Source organism: Agrococcus sp. GCM10030265 (genome assembly GCF_042666675.1).
GTDB lineage: Bacteria > Actinomycetota > Actinomycetes > Actinomycetales > Microbacteriaceae > Agrococcus.
Map to the genome: position 1 here is coordinate 194089 of NZ_JBHTCZ010000001.1, position 19431 is coordinate 213519.

The window sequence follows — 19431 nt, forward strand, 5'->3', positions numbered from 1 at the left end:
CGACGGCGAGCAGCGGTGGCGCGGCTCGACCCCGGCGGGCGGCCCGCCGGGGTCGAGCGCCCGCGCACCGCGTCAGCGCGCGTCGGATCCGTCGGCGCTCGCGCCCTGGTCGCCCGCGAACGACGCGGCGGCAGCGGCACGGGCCGCGTCGCCGTCGGAGCGACGCTGCGCACCCGCCACGGCCGAGCCGGCGGCGTTGCCCTGCGCCGTGGCGTTGATGACCTGCTGCAGGTCGATGCCCGTCGCCTCCTTCATCATCGTCGTCATCGAGGCGATGTTGCCGACCATGTCGGACGTGAGCTTGTTCGTGCCGTCGGCCGACACGACCGTGATGTTCGACGACGCGTACGCCTTCGCGAACGCCTCGGCGACCTCGGGCAGGCGCTCGAGCAGCTCCTGCGCCAGCACGAACTGGCTGTTCTCGGCGAGCGCGGCTGCGCGCGCGGCGATCGCATCGCCCTCGGCCCTGCCTCGCGCCGAGATGGCCTCGGCCTCGGCGCGGCCCTTCGCGGCCACCGCGACGGCCTCCGCCTCGCCCTCGGCCTTCGCAGCCTCCGCGGCGGCGATGCGCGACGTGCGCTGAGCATTGCCGCGCGCCTCGGTCACGCTCGCCTCGGCGACGCCCTCCGCCTTCTGCGCCTCGGCGCGCGCCTCGCGCGACGCCCGCTCGGCGTTCGCCTCGGTCGAGCGCGCGACGGCGTTCGCCTCGGCGGTGATGCGGATGCGGTAGGCCTCGGCGTCGGCGACCTTGCGCACCTCGGCGTTCAGCGTCTGCTCCTTGAGCTCGGCCTCGCGCTGCGCCGTGATCTCCTCCTGGGCGACGATCGCCTGCCGCTGCACGGCATCCTCGAGCGGCTTCGCCGCGTTCGCCTGCGCGAGCGCCTTGTCGGTCTCGGCCTGCACGGCCGCCTCCTGCAGCTGCAGCACGCGGTTCGCCTCGAGGATCTGCTTCTTCGCCTCGATCGACGCCTGCTCGGCGGCCTTCTGCGCCTCGGTGTTCGCGATGGCCGCGGCACGCTGCACCGCGGCCGACTCGGGCACGCCGAGGTTCGAGATGTAGTTCTGGGTGTCGTTGATCTCCTGGATCTGCAGGGTGTCGACGTTGAGGCCCTGCTTCGTCAGCGCGTCCTCCGCGGCCTGCAGCACCGCATCCGCGAGCGCCTTCCGGTCGTGGATGATCTCGAGGACGGTGAGCGAGCCGATGATGCCTCGCAGCGATCCCGAGAGCACCTCCTGCGTCGACGACTCGATCTCCTCCTGCTGCGAGAGGAAGCGCTGGGCCGCATGGCGGATCATCTCCTCCGAGCCGCCGACCTTGATCACGGCGACGGCCTGCGCGTGGATCGTGATGCCGTTGCGCGTCTGCGCCGTCGTGTTGAAGAGCAGCCGCCGCGAGCGCAGCGACATGCGGAAGTGCTTCTGCACGAACGGCATCACGAAGATGCCGCCGCCGGTGACGACCTTCTGCCCCGAGAGGTCGGTGACCTCCTGCCCCTGCGCGTCGACGTACGTGCGCCCCTTGCGGCCGGTGACGATGATCGCCTCGTCGGGCTCGGCGATGCGGTAGCGGCGCACGGCGCCGAGGATCAGCAGCAGCAGGATGACGATGCCGAGTGCGATGAGCACGACGACGCCGAGGTCGAGGTCGAGACCGAACATGGAGGTCCTTCGCGGTGGGGAGCGGGGCGCCTCGAATCTATGGACGGCGTCTGGACGCCGCCTGCGGTGGGCCCGGTGGCGCGCTGAGCGACCGTGCGACCGCGGCTAGGCTCGCGAGCATGTCGCCGCGGGAGGATCGTGCGCCGCGTGCCGTGCGGCCTGGCGATCTCGACCGCGCGCGCGTGCTCGCGGCGCTCGCCGACGGCTACGGCCTGCACGTCGGCGACCTGCGGCCCGTCGCGGGCGGATGGGATGGCGACGCCATCGTGTGGGCGGCCGACGACGCCGACGGCCGCCTGTGGAGCGTGAAGGCGACGGTGCGCGACGTGCGGTTCGGGCTCGAGGTCGCCGCATCCCTCGTGCGCGACGGCGTCGAGGGCGTCGTCGCCCCGAGACCTGCGCGCGACGGACGTCTGTGGATGGAGGCCGACGGCGTGACGCTCGTCGTCTCGCCGTGGGTCGCGGGCGTCGACGCCGTCGAGGTCTCGGCCGACGCCGTCGACTGGGAGCGCCTCGGTCGCATGCTGCGCCGCGTCCACGACCTCGCGCCGCCGAGCGAGGTGCGTGCACGCCGCAAGGGCATCCGCCGCGTCGACCGCGCACCGCACGCCCTCCTCGACGAGGTGGATGCGCGCCTCGCGGCCGCGGGCGACGACGAGCGCCTCGCTCCCCTGCGCCAGCGCTGGCCGGATGCGCTCCGCAGGCTGCGCGGGCTCGCACGGGCCGAGCGCGCGCTCAAGCGCACGCGGATGCCCGCCGACCGCGTGACGCTGCACGGCGACCCGCACCTCGGCAACGTCGTCGTCGACGTGCAGGGCCGGCCGTGGCTCATCGACTTCGACGAGGCCGCCGTCGCGCCGCGCGAGGTCGACCTCATGCTCGTCGAGCTCGGCGTGCTCTTCGCGATGCCGCTCGACGAGTCGCACCGCGCGCGCTTCCGCGACGGCTACGGCACCGACGCACCGATCGACGAGGAGCGGGTGGCGCGGTTCGGATGCGTCCGCGCGATCGAGGACGTCGCGAGCGTCGTGCACCACGCGCTCGACGACACGGCCCCGATCGGCGTCGACCGCCTCGAGGCGCTCGACGGCATGCTCGGCCCGCACGGCCTCGTGACGCTCGCCGAGCGGGCGCTCGAGCGGCTCGGCGCGGTCAGCGGCTGACCGCGTCGCTCCCCCGCCTGCTCGGCGACCGGGATGCGCACGGAGCGGCACGTCGGCTGCACATGGCGATCGAGGTCCCGCTCCGTGCGCATCCCGGCGGCCGCGTCCTCGAAGATCGATGCATGCGACTGACCTATGACCACGACGCCGACGCCGCCTACGCGCGTCTCGTCGACGACATCGCTCCTGGCGAGGCAGCGCACCAGATCCGCGTGCCCGGCGACGACCGGCTCGCCGGGCAGGTCGTCCTCGACGTCGACGCAGACGGGAGACTGCTGGGCATCGAAGTCCTGTTCGCCTCCACCGCACTCCCCGCATCCGTGCTCGTTGCCACCGAGTCTGCATGACGCGGCGGCCGCACGCCCCTCAGCGGATGCCGCTGCGCGCGAAGCCCTGCACGAAGTAGCGCTGGAAGAAGAGGAACAGCAGCACCATCGGCACGACCGAGATGAGCGCCATCGCCATGATCGCGTTGTAGTCGGGCGTCGTCTGGCCCTTGAGGTACAGCAGGCCGACGGGGAGGGTGAAGAGCTCGTTGTCCTTCAGCGCGATGAGCGGCCACGCGAAGTCGTTCCACGAGCCGAGGAACGTCAGCAGCAGCAGCACCGCGATGAGCGGCTTCGACAGCGGCAGCACGATCTGCAGGAAGATGCGCAGGTGCCCTGCGCCGTCGAGCCGGGCGGCCTCGACGAGCTCGTCGGGGATCGACAGGAAGAACTGGCGGGCCAGGAAGATGCCGAACGCCGCGGCCGCTCCCGGCAGGATGACGCCCCAGTAGGTGCCGTAGGCGCCGACGTCGACGATGAGCCGGAACTGGGCGACCATGATCGCCTGCACCGGGATCATCATCGTCGAGAGCGTCAGCAGGAAGACGGCGGTGCGGCCTCGGAAGCGCAGCCGTGCGAACGCGTAGCCCGCGAGCAGGTTCAGCGCGGTCGTGATGACCATGATGAAGACGCCGATGATGAACGAGTTGCCGAACCAGGCGGCGACGGGGTACCGGTCGAAGATCTTCTCGAAGTTGTCGAGCGTGAGGCTCGACGGCCACAGGCGCAGCCCCGGCTCGAAGATCTCGCCGCGCGGCGAGAAGGCGACGACGAGCATCCAGTACAGGGGGAAGACGACGATCGCGGTCACGACGACCGCCACGATCGTGCGCCACACGATGCCGCGGCGCGACTCGTCGCGGCGCGAGCGTCGCCGTGGTCGCTGCGGTGCGGCGGCCGTCGCGGCGGGCAGCGTCTGAGCGGGAGCGGTCACGGTGCCTCCTAGCCGGCCAGGTCGCGGGTGCGGCTCGTGCGCCACTGGATGAACGTGAACACGAGGGTGATGACGAGGATGACGATGCCGAGCGCGGCGCCGTAGCCCTGCTCGCGGATCTGGAAGCCGTTGCGGTACGCGTAGGTGACGAGCACGCTCGTCGCGCCGGACGGCCCTCCGCCCGTCATGACGAAGACGACGTCGAAGATCTGGAACGACGCGATGACGTTCATGATGAGCAGGAAGAACGTGGACGGGCCGAGCAGCGGCACCGTGATCGAGCGCAGCTGCTGCCACTTCGAGGCGCCGTCGATGCGCGCCGCCTCGTAGAGCTCGGGCTCGATCGACTGCAGGCCCGCGAGGTAGATGACCATGTTGAAGCCGAGCCGCAGCCAGATCGCGACGAGGATGACCGACAGCATCGCCGGCGCCCCCTCCGACTGCCAGCCGACCCGGTCGAGCCCGAGCGTCTCGAGCACCTTGTTCACGAGACCGTTCGACTCGTAGAAGAGGATGACGGCGATCATCGCCGACGCGACGCCCGAGACGACCATCGGCAGCACGAGCAGCGTGCGCAGCACGCCCCGCGCCGGCAGCGCCGAGTTCAGGAGCACCGCGAGCCCGAGGCCCGCCGCGAGCTCGATCGGCACCGTCACGGCCGTGAAGAGCACGGTGTTCGCGAGGCTGCGCCAGAATTCGGGGTCGCGCACCATCGTCTCGTAGTTGGCGAGCCCCACCCACTCGGGGTCGCCGAATCCACGGGTCTCCTGCAGCGAGAGCTGCACGGCGAGCGCGATCGGCACGAAGAGGAAGCCGATCATGAGCACGAGGTTCGGCGTCAGGAACGCCCAGCCGACGAGTCCCTCGCGGCGTCGTGCTCGACGCGCGCCCGCGCGAGGGCGGGATGGCGCTGGGCCACCCCCGCCGTCGCGCACGACGGCGCTCGTCACGAGCCCGTCGCCTCCGAGATCGCCGCATCGAGGTTCGCGAGCGTATCCGGCGTCGACTGGCCCTGCACGAACGCCGCCTCGAGCTCGGTGCTCAGCGCCACGCCGATCTCGGCGATCGCCGGCGACGTGAGCTGCGTGACGTCCTCCGGCGCGATCGTCGTCGCCTGGTCGACGAAGACGGGCATGAGGTCGGGGCGGATCGCGAACTCCACCGCGTCGCCCTCGAGCGCCGTGAGGGTGGGCAGCTCGTTCGTCGCGCCGCAGAACTGGCTCATCGCATCCTCCGAGACCATGAAGCGCAGGAACTCGGCGGCGAGCTCGGGCGCGTCGGTGTCGGCGGTCGCGACGAGGGCGTTGCCGCCAAGGTCGGTCGCACCGCGCTCGTCGCGCGGCATCGGCAGCGCCGTCCACTCGAACTCGTTGAGGGAGTCGAGGTCGGGCACGAGGAACGAGCCGACGAACGCCATCGCCGTCGTCTGCTCGGAGAACAGCGAGTCGGCGTAGACCGTGCCCGTGGGCGTGGATGCCGGCGGCACCCACTGCTGCTCGTAGAACGAGCGCGTGAAGTCGAGCGCCGCGGCGCCCTCCGGCGAGTCGATCTGCGGCGCGCCGTCCTCGTCCATGAGCGTGCCGCCGGCCTGGAAGAGCCACGACAGCCAGCGCAGCACGCCGCCCTGCTGCCAGTTGACGACGAAGGGGTACTGCTCGGTGGGCAGCGACGAGCGCAGCTGCGCGGCGACCTCGCCGAACTCCTCCCACGTCCAGGCCTCGTCCTGCGTCGTCGGCAGCGACGCCGTGTCGACGCCGGCTGCCTCGAGCATGTCGAGGTTCACGAGCAGCGCCGACACGTCGGTCTGGTGCGGCACGCCGTAGGGAGCGCCCTCGTACGACACCGCCTCCCACATGGCGGGCGTGAACGCGTCGACCTCGTCCTGCGAGAAGGAGTCGGAGAGGTCGAGCAGCTGCTCCTGGCTCGAGTAGACGCCGAGGTTGCCGTAGTCGACGCGGAACACGTCGGGTGCGTCGCCGGACGCGAGCTGCGCGTCGATGTTCGAGAACATCTGCTCGTAGGGCACGACGTTGAGCTCGACGGTCGCTCCGCTCTCCTCCTCGAACTGCGCCGCGAGGTCCTCGAACTCGGCCTGCTCGGCCTCGCTCGCCCACGTCGTGAACGTGAGGGTGTCGTCACCCTCGGCACCGCCGCCTCCCCCGCCGCCGCCGAAGCCCGCGCAGCCGGCGAGCGCGGTGGTGGTGACGGCGAGCGCGGCGATGCCCGCCCTGCGTCGCATCGTTCGAGCCACGGGAGTCTCCTGTCTGCGAGCGCCGTGCGCGTCGCCTGTGACGCAAGTATGCGTCTCGATGCTTCCTCTGCTGAAGCACTTGACGGATGGGCGCGGGGGCTGCTGGATTCGTGGGTGCGCGCGGCGATGCCGGCGTGCGGCCTGGCGCCGTCTCGGCACGCTCACGCGCACATCTCGCCGCCCGTAGGGCGTCACGCTGCGGACGTGGAGGGTTCGCGCCCCTCTCCTGCACCGAGCACGTCGACGTAGCGAGAAGTTGACGGATGGGTGGAGCGCGCGGCTCGAGACCGAAGAGCAAGCCATGCTTTCGACGGACACGGCCCGTACGGGCGTCTCGGATCGAGGAGCGAGCATGCGACATGCCAGGGCGTTCAGCGCCGCCGTCATCATCCCCGCGCTCGTGCTGGCCTTCGCCGCACCGACGAGCGCCATGGCGTCGGGCGCCGACGAGACGGAGGATCTCGCGGCGCTGTCGACAGCCGTGAACCCCGACGCCGCAGAGGTCGCCGCGTTCGACGTCGACGGCGAGACGCTCGCGACCGAGACGGGTGCGGGGACCGCCGTCGCCGTCGCCGGTGCTGACGGGGACACGAGCATCGCCTTCGCCATGCCGGGCGCAGCCGAGCCCTACCTCGACATCGCCGTGGATCAGTCGGGGACGGCCGAGCCCGTCGAGGCGTCCGATGCGGGCCTCGCCGTCGCCGCGACCACCGATGCGACCGAGCCGAGCGTCGTCGTGAGCGCGACCGAGCAGGGCACGAGCATCCAGGCGATCCTCGAGTCGCCCGCGGCGGGCAGCTCGGTGCGGTTCGACGTCGGGGACGACCAGCTCCGCCTGCTCGACGACGGCGCCGTCGAGATCATCGAGACCGACGTGCAGGCGCCCGGCATGGAGGTCGTGCTGGCGAGGATCGAGGCGCCGTGGGCGTTCGATGCGACCGGGGCAGCCGTCGACACCGCGTTCTCGATCGAGGGCTCGACGCTCGTGCAGCACGTCGACCCGACGACCGGGACGGTCTACCCGATCGTCGCCGACCCGTACCAGCACAACGGGCCGAGCTATCCGCAGATCCGTTGGACGTGGCAGGAGACGCGGGCGCTCAACGCGAACAAGGGGAACTATGCCGCGGCCGTCGCCATCTGCGGGACGATCGGCGCATTGGCGTGGGTCGCCGGCGTCGTCGGCCTGGCAGTCTGCGCATCCCAGTTCATTCGATGGGCCAATGCCATCGGCAATGCGCATGCGGCGGGGCGATGCTTCGCCGCGAACTTCGGCATTCCTGGTCCGACGCCGAGCTCGTACGCATGCAGGAGGTGACCATGCACGAGTTGCATTGGCGCCGCCGGCTCTGGCGCGACCTCATCGCCTGGATCGCTCCGTGCCTCGGCTACCTGATCGTCGTGATCCTGTCGATGATCGGATGGGTGTCGTTCGGTGAGGTGACGTGGCTTGCGCTGAGCTGGTCGATCGGAGCCTGGCTCTTGGTAGGCACCTGGAGAGTTGCAAGGACGCTCAGGGAACGTCCGGAGGATCGAGAGCGCTGACCGGCCGCTTCGGCCAACGCACGATCCCTCAGTCGGAGTGCGAGGGCTCCGGGCGCGCGAGGCCCTCGAAGGGGGCGACGCCCTCGGCGTAGGCCTGCTCGTCTGCCTCCGCCACCACCGTGCCTCCGAGGAAGAGGCTCACGCCCGACGGCGACGACTGCCACGGCTCGCTGGGTGCGGTGTCGCGGCGCTCATCCCAGATCGAGACCCACGCCCACATCGAGCCGGCGGTCGCCGTGCCCGACCACATCCACATCTCGTCGGGATCGAGCGAGCCGAACTGGCGGACGACCTCCTGGTCTCGCTCCGCCTCGGACTCGTGCGGGAACGGCTCGCGATCGTGCTCCCACTCGATCGCGCCGTAGCCGAGCTCGGCGAGGTGCGCCTCGAGTGCGTCGGCGACGACGAGCCAGTCGGCGTCGGCGGCGAGACCCGCACCCGTGCGCGTCGGCGAGTTGTAGACCTGATGCAGCGACGTGCCGCCGTAGCCGTTGCCGCCGACGGGCATGGGCTCGAAGGTCGCGCCGCCCTGAGGCTCGAAGCCCCATCGCAGCCCGGGCGCGACGGGATCGACCGCAGCCTGCAGCGACAGCAGCTGCTGCTCGCCCACGCGCTCGACGTCGTCGGCACGCGGCGCCGCGAGCACGTCGGCGGGATCCGTCCACCCGTCTGCAGGCAGGTCGGCCCAGTCGAGCACGATCTCCGAGCCGTCGTCGGCGACGACGGTCGTCGTGGGGCTCGGCGGGTCGACGAGACGGCCGACCATGACGCCGCCTGTGACGAGGGCTGCGACGACGATCGCGGCGACGCCCATGGCGGCGACGGCGACTCGAGACGGGCGGGGCATCCCCTCGACGCTAGCCGCGCCCGTGCGGTCCCGCGTCGTCCGAGCGGATGAGCCGCCTGGCGTCAGCGAGCGCTGCCCACGACGTCGGCCTCGAGCGACTCGAGCGTGCGACCGCGCGACTCCGGCAGCCGCCACAGCACGAACACCAGCGCGAGCGCCCCGAGCACCGCGAAGCCGAAGAACGTGCCCGAGATGCCGACGCTCGCGACGAGCGACGGGAACGCGAGGGCGAGGGATGCGTTCGTGATCCAGTTCGCGAACGCGCCCATGCCGACGCCGAGCCCGCGCATCCGCATCGGGAAGATCTCGGACAGCGTGACCCAGAACGCGACGTTCAGGAACGTCTGCATCGCGCCGACGAACGCGACGACGAGCACGAGGATGACGATCGGACGCGCGGGGTCGCCCGGCTGCAGCACGAGCGACGCGACGCCGATCAGCACCTGGCAGATCGTCGTGAGGCCGAAGCCGAGCACGAACGTCGTGCGACGGTTCACGCGATCCATCATCCACAGCGCCACGATGCCGCCGAGCACGGCGATGACGCCGGGGGCGACGTTGGCGACGAGCGCCGCCTGCCGCTCGAATCCCGACTCCACGAGCACGGTCTGCCCGTAGTACATGATCGCGTTGATGCCGGTGACCTGCTGGCCGATGCCGAGGCCGATGCCCGTGAGCAGGATCGCGAGGAGGCGCCGGTCGCGCACGACGTCGGCGAGCGTCACCCGGTCGCGTCGTCGCAGACGCGACACCGCCTCGACGTCGGCGAGCTCGGCCGCGGCGCGCTCGGGCGTGCGCACCCGCTCGAGCACCGCGAGCGCCTCGTCGCGGCGACCGTGGTCGACGAGCCACCGCGGCGACTCGGGCATGCGCAGCATCCCGACGAAGAGCGCCGCCGCCGGCAGGGCGCACACCGCGAACATGACGCGCCACACGCCGTCGAGGTGGCCGAGCGTCGCGCCGAGGATGGCGTTGACGACGAACGCCGCGAGCTGGCCGGACACGATCGCGAGCTCGTTGCGACCCGAGAGCGACCCGCGGATCTCATGCGGCGCGAGCTCGGCGAGGTACACGGGCACCACCGTGGATGCGCCGCCGACGGCGAGGCCGAGCAGCACGCGGCCCACGACGAGCACCTCGAGGCTCGGCGCCACGACGACGACGAGCGCGCCGACGAAGAAGAGGATCGCGAGCGCGAGGATCGTCGTGCGGCGGCCCCGAGCATCCGACACGCGGCCACCGACGAGCGCGCCGATCGCCGCGGCGAACACGAGCGACGACGTCGCGACGCCCTGCGTGACCTCGGTGAGCCCGAGCTCCTCCGTCATCGGCAGCAGTGCGCCGTTGATGACGCCGGTGTCGTAGCCGAAGAGCAGCCCGCCGAGGCATGCGACGACGGCGACGAGGCCGAGCCTGCGGCGATGCGGGCCGTCGCCGAGCGGGGGCAGCGTCGCGGGTGCGGCGGGCGCGGTCATGGTCCTCCTCGATCCGAGGAACCATCCTGGCACCGCGCGGGCGGCGCGGCTCGCCGCCCCGGAGCGTCGCGAGCGCGACGCAGCGCACCGGTGACCGCGCCTCGACTGGTCGCTTCGTGCGATGACCGGTCGCTCGGTGCGACGAGTGGTCTAGCCGCGTCCGAGCCTGCGGCGCACCCGGCGTGCGGCGCGGCCCGCGGCGTCGCGCAGGCGTCCGCCGGGCGCTCGCCGCAGCTCCACGCCGCCGCCCGCCGCCGGCGCGAGCTGCACGGCGCGACCCGCGAGGAGCGGGGATGCACCGACCTTCGCGGCCACGGCGTCGTCGAGCACGAGCGACGACGCCATCGGCCAGCCTGCGCGCTCGGCTCGCCCGACGAGCTCGACGGCCGACCCCTCGTCCTGCGCTCGGAACGCGCGCAGCGGGTCGATCGCGAGCGTCGCACGACCCTTCGCGTCGATGGGCGCCGTCGCCAGACGTCGGTCGGATGCGGGATCGCCGCCTGTGCGCGCGAAGAGCTCGACGCGATCCTGCGTCTCGTCGCCGCCCGTCGCGTCGCGCACCTCGTCGAGCCACGCCGGCCCGCGCCATCCGGCGTCGTCGAGCCGCAGCCGCACCGACACGCGCAGCCCTCCGCCACGCGACCACGCGGCATCGGTCACCTCGGCGTCGGCTCGCAGCGACGTCTCGAAGCGCGCGAGCTCGACCAGCTCGTCGCGACGCCCGGCGCGCAGCAGCGCCACGCGCACACGATGCGGGTGCGCGAGCCCCGCATCCACCCCGGGCCCGAAGCGTCGCTCGACGAGCGGCGCGACCACGTCGACGAATCGATCGCGGTACTCGGCGGGGTAGCGCAGCATGCGCGCACCGGCCATGCGCTGCAGGATCTTGCCGCGCAGCCAGTGCCGCAGCAGCCGATCCCGCAGCTCGCCGGGCTCGGTGTATGACTCGACGAGGTCGAGCACCGCCTCGAGGTGCGGGAAGTACGTCTCGGGCTCGATGCGCGACGAGCTCGCGCTGCCCGGCTGCTGCACCCACGCGTAGCAGGGCGTGCTCGCGAGGATCGAGATGCGGGATGCCTCGAAGTACGCGCGCATGACGAAGAGGTGATCCTCGAGGCGCACCTTGCCGTCGGGGAATCGGATGCCGTGCTGGCGCAGGAACGCGGTGCGGAACATCTTGTGAGGCGTGAGCATCTGCAGCAGCGGGTCGCGGCCCAGGCGAGCGTCGGGCACGTCCTTCGCGAAGATGCGCTTCGGGATGTCGCGACCGATGCCGACCTCGCGGCCGACGACGACGTCCGATCCCTGCTCGTCGGCGAGGTCGCACAGCCGCTCGAGGGCCTCGGGGAAGAGGTGGTCGTCCTGGTCGACGAACTGCAGGTACCGGCCGGCGGCGGCGTCGATGCCGTGGTTGCGGGGCGTGCCCGGCCAGCCGGTGTGCGGGAGCGGCAGGATGCGCACGTTGGGGCGGTCGCGCGCGATGGACTCGAGCCGCGCGATCGTGTCGTCGCCCGAGCCGTCGTCGCACAGCAGCAGCTCGAAGCGGTCCTGCGGGAGCGTCTGCGCGTCGAGCGATGCGATGAGCGGGTCGATCGCGGAGCCCGGACGGTAGACGGGCACGACGACCGAGACGCGGACGCCGCCCGGCTCGTCGGCGGGCGCGGACTCGGGGGCGGGATGCGCAGACGTCACCGAGCGATGATCGCAGAACCGCTGCGCGCGAGCACGTCGGGCGCGGCGTCGGGGAGAGGCTGGTACGCCCCCGTCGTCACAGCCCGAGCTCGGCGAGCGGGATGCCGCGCACCACCCGGCGCCACGGATGCTCGGCGACCGTCCACAGCATCCCGCCCTCGACGTCGATCGCGAGATCCTCGCAGCCGACGGGCAGGGCGACCGCGGTGCGCTCGAGCGCGTCGCCCCGCCCCGCCCACAGCGCGCCCGGGCGCATGCCGCGCGACTGCGACACGAGCACCGTGTCGCCGTGTCGCACGACGCCCTGCATGCGCTCGACGCCCGTCGGCACGAGCGCGAGCGGCGGCCATGCGGCATCGGCAGCGGGCACGACCGACTCGACGATGCGGCCGGCGTCGTCGGTGCGGTACTCGCCGACGAGCACGGTCGACGCCTCGGCGCCATCGGCGTCGACGGCGTCGACGGCTCGACCGAGGAACGAGCACCGCATCGGCACGTCGTGCACGCGCGTGCGCACCGCGGCGCGCACCCGTGCCCCGAGCGCCGGCCAGCGCGACGCCCGCAGCCGCCGCGCATCCCTCCCCCGCACGGTGCGGAGGTCGCCGAGGTCGAACTCCCACACGCCCTCGCGCGTCGCGGCGACGAGCAGGCGGTCGCCCATCCATGCGATGCCGCCCGCGTGGATCGCCGCCGGCTCGAGGCCGCGCTCGCCGTCGATCGCGAGCGCGACGTCGACGCTCGTGCCGCGCGCCATGTCGACGAACGTCACCCGCGACGCGAGGTGGCGGCGCTCGCGATCCTGGCGGAACCAGCTGACGGCGAGCGTGCGGCGCCCGCGCCACGTGCCGACGTCGATGCCCTGCGGGTACCAGCGCTGCGTGATGGAGCGTCGGCTGAGCCAGCGCAGGGTGCGCGCGTCGCCGCCGGTGCGCAGCAGCGGACGCCAGGAGCGGAGGTCGAAGGGCACGCTCCATCGTCGCGCACCCGACGCCGTGCGCGCGGCGGTCGCGCGCGACGCCTCGCATCCCGACGCTGGAGCCGCACCCTCGTGGTCGCTTCCCTCGTGACTGGGCACCAGATGCTGTGCCAGCGCGGAATCTCGCGCATCTCCTGCCCGTTCGGCGGCATCGAGTGCCCAGTCGGCGCCCTGAACGGGTCGGGCGGGACGGGGAGGGGAAGAAGGAGGGGCGGGCGGGCGGGCGCTACCGCTCCACCGGGTCGCCGCCGCCGCGCACGAGGTCGGCGACGTCGGCCGGGGTCGGCATCGCCTCCCAGTCGCCCTCGGCACGGCACGCGCATGCACCGGCAGCCGCCGCCGTGCGCAGGCGCGTCGCGTGGTCGGCGCAGCGCACGAGCTCGACGAGGTAGCCGACGACGAACGCGTCGCCTGCGCCGACGGTGTCGGCGACGGGCACGCGGTACGCGTCGACGCGCAGCACCTCGTCGCCGTCGACGCCGACGGCGCCGTGCTCGCCGAGCTTCACGACGGCGAGCGCCGGCCCGAGGGCCTGCAGCGCGAGCGCCAGACGCTCGGGCGAGTCGCCGTCGACGAGGATGCGCGCCTCGTCGTCGCCCGCGAAGACGACGTCGGCGAGCGCCGCCACCTCGCGGTAGCGCGGGGCGGCGTCGGCGTGCGACCACAGCTTCGAGCGGTGGTTCACGTCGAACGACACCGCGGTGCCCACGGCGCGCGCGTGATGCACGGCATGCAGCACGGCATCCGCCGACGTGCGCGACAGCGCGAGGCCGATGCCCGTGACGTGCAGCACGTCGGCGGCCGCGATGGCGTCGAGGTCGACGTCGGCGGGCGACAGCCGCGACCCGGCGTTGCCGTCGCGGTAGTAGGTGACGCGGCTGCGGCCCAGGTGCGGGCGGTCCTTCAGCATGATCGCCGTCGGCACCTCGTCGTCGACGGCGACGTGGGCCGCGACGTGCTCGGCGCGCAGCGTGCGCAGGATGCGGCGGCCGACGGCGTCGTCGCCGACGCGGCCGATCCATGCGGTGTCGACGCCGAGGCGCGCCGTCGCGATCGCGACGTTCGTCTCGGCGCCGCCGAACGAGAGCTCCGCGTCGCCCACGACGTCGAAGCCGCCCGTGCGACGCGCGAGCACGAGCCCGAGCGCCTCGCCGAGCGTGACGATCGTGCTCATGCCCGCACCTCGCCGGCGATGGCGACGGCGCGCGCGGCGACGGCGGCGACGGCATCCGCGCCCTCGCGCAGCAGCGTGCCGGAGGCGAGCCAGGAGCCCGACACGGCGACGACCGCCGGATGCGCGAGATGCGCGGCGAGCGTCGCCTCGCTGACGCCGCCGGACGGCATGAACCGCACGTCGGCGAAGACGGATGCGTACGCGTCGAGCAGCGCGAGGCCGCCTGCGACGCCTGCGGGGAAGAGCTTGACCTCGCGCAGGCCGAGGTCGCGCGCCGCCATGACCTCGCTGGGCGTCATGATGCCCGGGAGCGCGCCGACGCCGGCCGCCTGGGCGACGGCGACGACGTCGGCCGAGAGCCCGGGCGAGACGAGGAAGGTGGCGCCCGCGTCGACGGCCGCGCGCGCCTGCTCGGCGTCGAGCACGGTGCCGGCGCCGACGACGAGGTCGCCGCGGCCCGCGATGGTGCGCAGGGCGTCCATCGCGTGCTCGGTGCGCAGCGCGACCTCGACGATGCCGATGCCACCTGCGACGAGCCCGTCGGCGAGCGCCTCCGCCTCCGCAGGCGTCGCGGGTGCGGCGAGCGGCACGAGGCGGTTGCCCGCGAGGGTGCTCATCGGGCGAGCCAGCCGCCGTCGACGGGCAGGATCGCGCCCGTCACGTACGCGGCGGCCGGGCTCGCGAGGAAGACGGCGGCGCCGCCGAGATCCTCCGCCCTGCCCCATCGGCCGGCGGGGATGCGCTCGAGGATGGCCTGCGAGCGGTCGGGGTCGTCGCGCAGCGCCTCGGTGTTGTCGGTCGCGATGTAGCCGGGGGCGATGCCGTTCACCGTGACGCCGAGCCCTGCCCACTCGTTCGACAGGGCGTGCACGACGCCTGCGATCCCCGACTTCGCGGCGGCGTAGCCGGGCACGTTGATGCCGCCCTGGAAGGTGAGGAGGCTCGCGGTGAAGATGATGCGGCCGTGGCCGCGCTCGAGCATGCCCGCGCCGACGGCCTGCGACAGCACGAACTGGCTCGACAGGTTCACCTGCAGCACCTCGTCCCACCACTCGAGCGGATGCTCGGCGGCGGGGGCGCGACGGATGGTGCCCGCGTTGTTCACGAGGATGTCGGCGCCGCGCACCCGCGCGCCGAACGCCTCGACGGCTGCACGATCCGAGAAGTCGACGGCGTGACCCTCGAACGAGCGGCCGAGCTCGCGCACGCGGCGGCCGATCTCGCCGCCGTCGGCCTCCTGGCTCGAGGATGCGGCGACGACGTCGGCGCCGGCCTCGGCGAGCGCGAGGGCCATGGCGAAGCCGATGCCGCGGCGGGCTCCGGTGACGACGGCCGTCTGGCCGGAGAGGTCGAACGAGGTCATGCGCGGGCTCCCTGCACGTCGACGAGGATCTTCATGGCGTCGCCGACGGCGAGCGCCTCGAACGCGTCCTGGGTCTCCTCGAGGGGGACGACGCGGGTGATGAGCTCGTCGGCGGGCACCTGCCCCGATGCGAGCAGGTCGACGGCGCGCTCGAAGTCGGCGCGCTCGTACACGCGGGCGCCGATGAGCTCGAGCTCGCGCCAGAACACGCGGTGCAGGTCGATCGGCACGGGCTGCGCGTGGATCGCGACCATCACGACGCGGCCGCGCACGCGGGCGAGGTGGGGGCTCGAGAGGGCGGTGGCGGCGACGCCCGCGACCTCGAAGACCACGTCGGCGCCTGCGCCGCCGGTGCGCTCGTCGACGAGGGCGGGCACGTCGGCGCCGATGGGGTCGAGCGTGTCGGCGCCGAGGCGCTCGGCGAGCGCGCGGCGCTCGGCGTTGGGCTCGACGACGAGCACGTGGGCGCCCGTGGCGCGGGCGACGAGCGCGATGAGCTGGCCGATGGGGCCGCCGCCCACGACGACGACGTGCTCGCCGGCTGCGACGCGGCCGCGGGCGACGTCGTGGCAGGCGACGGCGAGCGGCTCGACGAGCGCGGCGTGGCGCAGCGAGAGCGATGCGGGCAGCGGCACGACGAGCGACGCATCCACCGTCCACCGCTCCTGCAGCGAGCCGGGGCTGTCGATGCCGACGAAGTTGAGGCGCTGGCACACGTGGCCGTTGCCTGCGAGGCATGCGGGGCACTCGTGGCAGGCGTCGAGCGGCATGACCGTGACCTGGTCGCCGACGGCGTGGCCCTCGACGCCTGCGCCGACGGCGGCGATCGTGCCGCTCATCTCGTGGCCGATCGACTGCGGCGTCGTGACGCGGGAGTCCATCGAGCCGTGCAGCACGTGGAGGTCGGTGCCGCAGATGCCGGTGTACGCCACCGCGATCTGCACCTGGCCGGGGCCGGGCTCGGCGGCCTCGACCTCGTCGACGGTGATGCGGTGCTCGCCGCGGTACTGCGCTGCCCTCATGCGCGGATGCTCCCTCGGATCCGTGAAACCTGATTCCATCTGAAGGTCCGCGTTGCGGAACTTCGTTTCGTCACGCTAGCGTACCCGGAGCGGTCCACGCCACGGCGAGCACCGCAGCACTCAACGAGGAGGAACCATGCGCAGCATGAGGCTCGGCGCCATCGCCGGGATCGCGACCCTCGGACTCGCCCTGACGGCGTGCTCCGGCGGCGGAGGCAGCAGCGACGGCGACGGCGGCTCGGCCGAGCAGACCGTGTTCCGCGTCGCCTTCAACCAGAACATCGACCACCCGCAGGCGCAGGCGCTCATCGAGGTGAGCGACGCGCTCGAGGAGGCCACCGACGGCGCCTACCGCTTCGAGCTCTTCACCGACGAGACGCTCGGCGACCAGGCCGCGACGATCGAGCAGGTGCAGTCCGGCACCCTCGACTTCGCGATCGTCGCCGGCTCGCTGCTCGAGAACTTCGAGTCCGACTTCTCGGTCGTGAACCTGCCCTACCTCTACGAGTCGCCCGAGCACCAGATGTCGGTGCTCAACGACGACGAGATCATGGGCGAGCTCTACGACACGCTCGCCGACGACAGCATCCAGGTGCTCACGGCCTACCACGGTGGCGTGCGCAACGTGTACACGACCGACGGCCCCATCGAGACCCCCGAGGACCTCGCAGGGTCGAAGATCCGCGTCATCGGCTCGGACACCAACGTGCTCATGATGGAGCTCATGGGCGGCGTCGGCACGCCGATGGCCCAGGGCGAGGTCTACACGGCCATCCAGTCGGGCGTGCTCGACGGCGCCGAGAACAACGAGCTCATCTACTCGTCGCTGAGCCACGACGAGGTCGCCGGGTACTACTCGTACACGCAGCACCTCATGATGCCCGACTACCTCATCGCGAGCCCCGCCATCTGGGACGGCCTCGACGACGAGACCCGCGGCATCCTCGAGGACCTCCTCGCCGACAGCGTCGACTCGGAGCTCGAGCTCTTCGCGACCGCGGTCGACGAGGCCGTCGCGGCAGCAGAGGAGGCGGGCGCGCAGTTCTCGGAGGCAGACGTCGACGCCTTCCGCGAGGCCGTGCTGCCCATCCACGAGGAGCGCGTCACGACCGACCTCACGCAGTCGATCTACGACGCGATCGACGCGGCGCGAGGCTGACGATGGCGAACGCCGTGACCACGTTCGAGACCTGGCTCACCCGGGTGCTGCGCGTCATCTGCGTCGTGCTGTTCGCGACGCTCGTGCTGCTCGTCACCTGGCAGGTCTTCACCCGGCTCGTGCTGGGCGACCCCAGCCCCTGGACGGAGGAGGCGGCTCGCTACGCCTTCGTCTGGGTGAGCCTCATCGGCATCGCGATCGCGGTCGCCGAGAAGGCCGACGTGGTCATGGAGTTCGTCGTCGAGCGCCTGCCGAGGACGCTGCAGCGCGTCACCGACGTGCTCGCCTACCTCGCGACGCTCGCGTTCGTCCTCTACGTCATGGTGCTCGGCGGCCTCGAGCAGTCGGCCCTCGCGTGGACGCAGCGCAACCCCCTGCTCCCCCTCACGCAGGGGCAGCTGTACCTGGCGGTGCCCGTCTCGGGCATCCTGCTCACGCTCTTCCTGCTCCTGCACCTCGGTCGCACGCTCGCGCCGGGCTACACGGGCCGTGAGGGCTTCCACGAAGACCCGGCGGCGGCAGGCGCATGATCGATCCAGCACTCATCGGCGCCATCCTCATCGGTGGCCTCGTCATCCTCCTCGCGGTCGGCGCACCCGTGTCGATCTCGATCGCGCTGCCGTCGGCGGTGTGCATGCTGCTCATCTCCAACTTCGATCGCGGCGCCATCACGGCCGCGCAGCAGATGGTGCGCGGCGCGAACTCGTTCGCGCTCCTCGCCATCCCGTTCTTCGTGCTCGCCGGCGTCATCATGAACAACGGCGGCATCGCCGAACGGCTCATCAACCTCGCCCGCGTGCTCGTCGGGCGGATGCCGGCGCCGCTCGCGCAGACGAACGTCATCGCGAACGCGATCTTCGGCACCGTCTCGGGCTCTGCGGTCGCCTCGGCCGCGGCGGTCGGCGCGACGATGTCGCCCATGCAGCGGCGCGAGGGCTACGACCCGGCCTTCACGGCCGCGGCGAACGTGGCATCGGCCCCCGCCGGCATGCTCATCCCGCCGAGCAACACCCTCATCGTGTACTCGCTCGCCGCGGGCGGCACCTCGGTCGGCGCGCTCTTCCTCGCCGGCTACGTGCCCGGATTCCTGTGGGCGCTCGCCTGCGCCGTCGTCGTCTTCGTCTACGCGCGCCGCCACCCCGAGCTGAAGGGCAAGCCGTGGCCCGCCGCGTCGGTCTTCGTGACGACGTTCCTGAAGGCGCTGCCGTCGCTCGGCCTCATCGTCGTCGCGATCGGCGGCATCGTCGCCGGCTTCTTCACCCCCACCGAGGGCTCCGCCATCGCGGTGCTGTACGCGCTCGCGCTGTCGTTCGTCTACCGCACGATCACGGTGCGCGACCTGCCGCGCATCCTGCTCGAGGCGTGCCGCACGTCGTCGATCGTCATCTTCCTCATCGCGGTGTCGACGATCATGGGCTACGTCATGACGTACTCGCGGCTGCCGCAGCTCATGGCGGAGGCGCTCTTCGGCTGGACGGACTCGAAGGTCGTCGTGCTGCTCATCATGATGCTGCTGCTGCTCATCATCGGCATCCCGCTCGACCCGACGCCCGCCATCCTGATCTTCACCCCGATCTTCCTGCCCATCGCCATCTCGTACGGGATCGACCCCGTGCACTTCGGCATCATGATGGTCTTCAACCTGTCGATCGCGGTGATCTCGCCACCATCGGCGCCCGTGCTGTTCGTCGGCGCGCAGGTCGCCGGGGTGCGGCTCGAGCCCGTCATCAAGCACCTGCTGCCGTTCATGGCCGTGCTGGTCGTGCTGCTGTTCGTCATCGTCTTCGTGCCCGAGATCACGCTGTGGCTCCCGCAGCTCTTCGGGCTCCTGTGAACGTGGAAAGG

General features: G+C 72.3%; 19 protein-coding genes. 7 read left to right on the forward strand and 12 right to left on the reverse strand.

The window, feature by feature from the left end:
- Positions 1-72: 72 nt before the first annotated feature.
- Positions 73-1659: an SPFH domain-containing protein gene (locus tag ACFQPP_RS00815; protein ID WP_376914575.1), complete on the reverse strand. Its 1587-nt coding sequence runs from the start codon at positions 1657-1659 to the stop codon at positions 73-75.
- Positions 1660-1778: 119 nt separating this feature from the next.
- Here ACFQPP_RS00815 and ACFQPP_RS00820 point away from each other — a divergent pair, with 119 nt between their 5' ends.
- On the forward strand, positions 1779-2822 hold the full coding sequence (locus ACFQPP_RS00820) for a phosphotransferase enzyme family protein (RefSeq protein ID WP_376914576.1): 1044 nt from the start codon (positions 1779-1781) through the stop codon (positions 2820-2822).
- A 122-nt stretch (positions 2823-2944) separates the two neighbouring features.
- Positions 2945-3169 (forward strand): DUF2283 domain-containing protein, encoded by a 225-nt coding sequence (locus ACFQPP_RS00825; RefSeq protein ID WP_376914577.1) that lies wholly within the window; start codon positions 2945-2947, stop codon positions 3167-3169.
- Between the two features lie 19 nt (positions 3170-3188).
- Here ACFQPP_RS00825 and ACFQPP_RS00830 read toward each other — a convergent pair whose 3' ends face one another.
- Genes ACFQPP_RS00830 through ACFQPP_RS00840 form a run of 3 tightly spaced genes read right to left on the reverse strand, consistent with a single transcriptional unit; the run spans position 3189 to position 6333 of the window.
- On the reverse strand, positions 3189-4082 hold the full coding sequence (locus tag ACFQPP_RS00830) for a carbohydrate ABC transporter permease (protein ID WP_376914578.1): 894 nt from the start codon (positions 4080-4082) through the stop codon (positions 3189-3191).
- Between the two features lie 8 nt (positions 4083-4090).
- Entirely contained in the window at positions 4091-5032 is a 942-nt protein-coding gene (locus ACFQPP_RS00835; RefSeq protein WP_376914579.1) for a carbohydrate ABC transporter permease, read from the reverse strand.
- The gene (locus ACFQPP_RS00840; RefSeq protein WP_376914580.1) at positions 5029-6333 is read right to left on the reverse strand and encodes an ABC transporter substrate-binding protein; all 1305 of its coding nucleotides are present in this window, start codon (positions 6331-6333) and stop codon (positions 5029-5031) included. Before ACFQPP_RS00840 ends, ACFQPP_RS00835 begins: the two co-directional genes overlap by 4 nt.
- A gap of 352 nt (positions 6334-6685) precedes the next feature.
- Between ACFQPP_RS00840 and ACFQPP_RS00845 the strand changes: the two genes are divergently transcribed.
- Positions 6686-7651, forward strand: coding sequence for a hypothetical protein (locus ACFQPP_RS00845; protein WP_376914581.1), 966 nt, complete (start codon positions 6686-6688; stop codon positions 7649-7651).
- A gap of 2 nt (positions 7652-7653) precedes the next feature.
- Positions 7654-7878 carry a hypothetical protein gene (locus ACFQPP_RS00850; protein WP_376914582.1) on the forward strand — a complete coding sequence of 75 codons (225 nt, stop codon included), beginning with the start codon at positions 7654-7656 and terminating at the stop codon, positions 7876-7878.
- 28 nt (positions 7879-7906) lie between these two features.
- Here the strand turns inward: ACFQPP_RS00850 and ACFQPP_RS00855 are convergent, their stop codons facing one another.
- The 8 genes from ACFQPP_RS00855 to ACFQPP_RS00890 all read right to left on the reverse strand — a co-directional run bounded on the left by ACFQPP_RS00855 (position 7907) and on the right by ACFQPP_RS00890 (position 16427).
- Positions 7907-8725, reverse strand: coding sequence for a hypothetical protein (locus ACFQPP_RS00855; protein WP_376914583.1), 819 nt, complete (start codon positions 8723-8725; stop codon positions 7907-7909).
- A gap of 62 nt (positions 8726-8787) precedes the next feature.
- On the reverse strand, positions 8788-10200 hold the full coding sequence (locus ACFQPP_RS00860) for a sugar porter family MFS transporter (RefSeq protein ID WP_376914584.1): 1413 nt from the start codon (positions 10198-10200) through the stop codon (positions 8788-8790).
- A 150-nt stretch (positions 10201-10350) separates the two neighbouring features.
- On the reverse strand, positions 10351-11892 hold the full coding sequence (locus ACFQPP_RS00865; RefSeq protein ID WP_376914585.1) for a glycosyltransferase: 1542 nt from the start codon (positions 11890-11892) through the stop codon (positions 10351-10353).
- Between the two features lie 76 nt (positions 11893-11968).
- Positions 11969-12859 (reverse strand): hypothetical protein, encoded by an 891-nt coding sequence (locus ACFQPP_RS00870; protein ID WP_376914586.1) that lies wholly within the window; start codon positions 12857-12859, stop codon positions 11969-11971.
- Positions 12860-13094: 235 nt separating this feature from the next.
- Positions 13095-14042, reverse strand: a complete 948-nt coding sequence (locus tag ACFQPP_RS00875; RefSeq protein ID WP_376914587.1) for a sugar kinase — start codon at positions 14040-14042, stop codon at positions 13095-13097.
- The gene (eda, locus tag ACFQPP_RS00880; protein ID WP_376914588.1) at positions 14039-14659 is read right to left on the reverse strand and encodes a bifunctional 4-hydroxy-2-oxoglutarate aldolase/2-dehydro-3-deoxy-phosphogluconate aldolase; all 621 of its coding nucleotides are present in this window, start codon (positions 14657-14659) and stop codon (positions 14039-14041) included. Before eda ends, ACFQPP_RS00875 begins: the two co-directional genes overlap by 4 nt.
- The gene (locus ACFQPP_RS00885) at positions 14656-15405 is read right to left on the reverse strand and encodes an SDR family oxidoreductase (RefSeq protein ID WP_376914589.1); all 750 of its coding nucleotides are present in this window, start codon (positions 15403-15405) and stop codon (positions 14656-14658) included. Before ACFQPP_RS00885 ends, eda begins: the two co-directional genes overlap by 4 nt.
- Positions 15402-16427, reverse strand: a complete 1026-nt coding sequence (locus ACFQPP_RS00890; RefSeq protein ID WP_376914590.1) for a zinc-binding dehydrogenase — start codon at positions 16425-16427, stop codon at positions 15402-15404. Before ACFQPP_RS00890 ends, ACFQPP_RS00885 begins: the two co-directional genes overlap by 4 nt.
- Positions 16428-16563: 136 nt before the next feature.
- Here ACFQPP_RS00890 and ACFQPP_RS00895 point away from each other — a divergent pair, with 136 nt between their 5' ends.
- From ACFQPP_RS00895 to ACFQPP_RS00905, 3 genes are read left to right on the forward strand one after another with little or no spacing between them, the layout of a single operon-like run.
- Positions 16564-17586: a TRAP transporter substrate-binding protein gene (locus ACFQPP_RS00895; RefSeq protein ID WP_376914591.1), complete on the forward strand. Its 1023-nt coding sequence runs from the start codon at positions 16564-16566 to the stop codon at positions 17584-17586.
- Positions 17587-17600: 14 nt separating this feature from the next.
- Complete coding sequence (locus tag ACFQPP_RS00900) at positions 17601-18116, forward strand: TRAP transporter small permease (protein WP_376914592.1); 516 nt, start codon at positions 17601-17603, stop codon at positions 18114-18116.
- Positions 18113-19420, forward strand: coding sequence for a TRAP transporter large permease (locus ACFQPP_RS00905; protein WP_376914593.1), 1308 nt, complete (start codon positions 18113-18115; stop codon positions 19418-19420). The genes ACFQPP_RS00900 and ACFQPP_RS00905 overlap by 4 nt, the downstream gene beginning before the upstream one ends.
- Positions 19421-19431 lie beyond the last annotated feature (11 nt).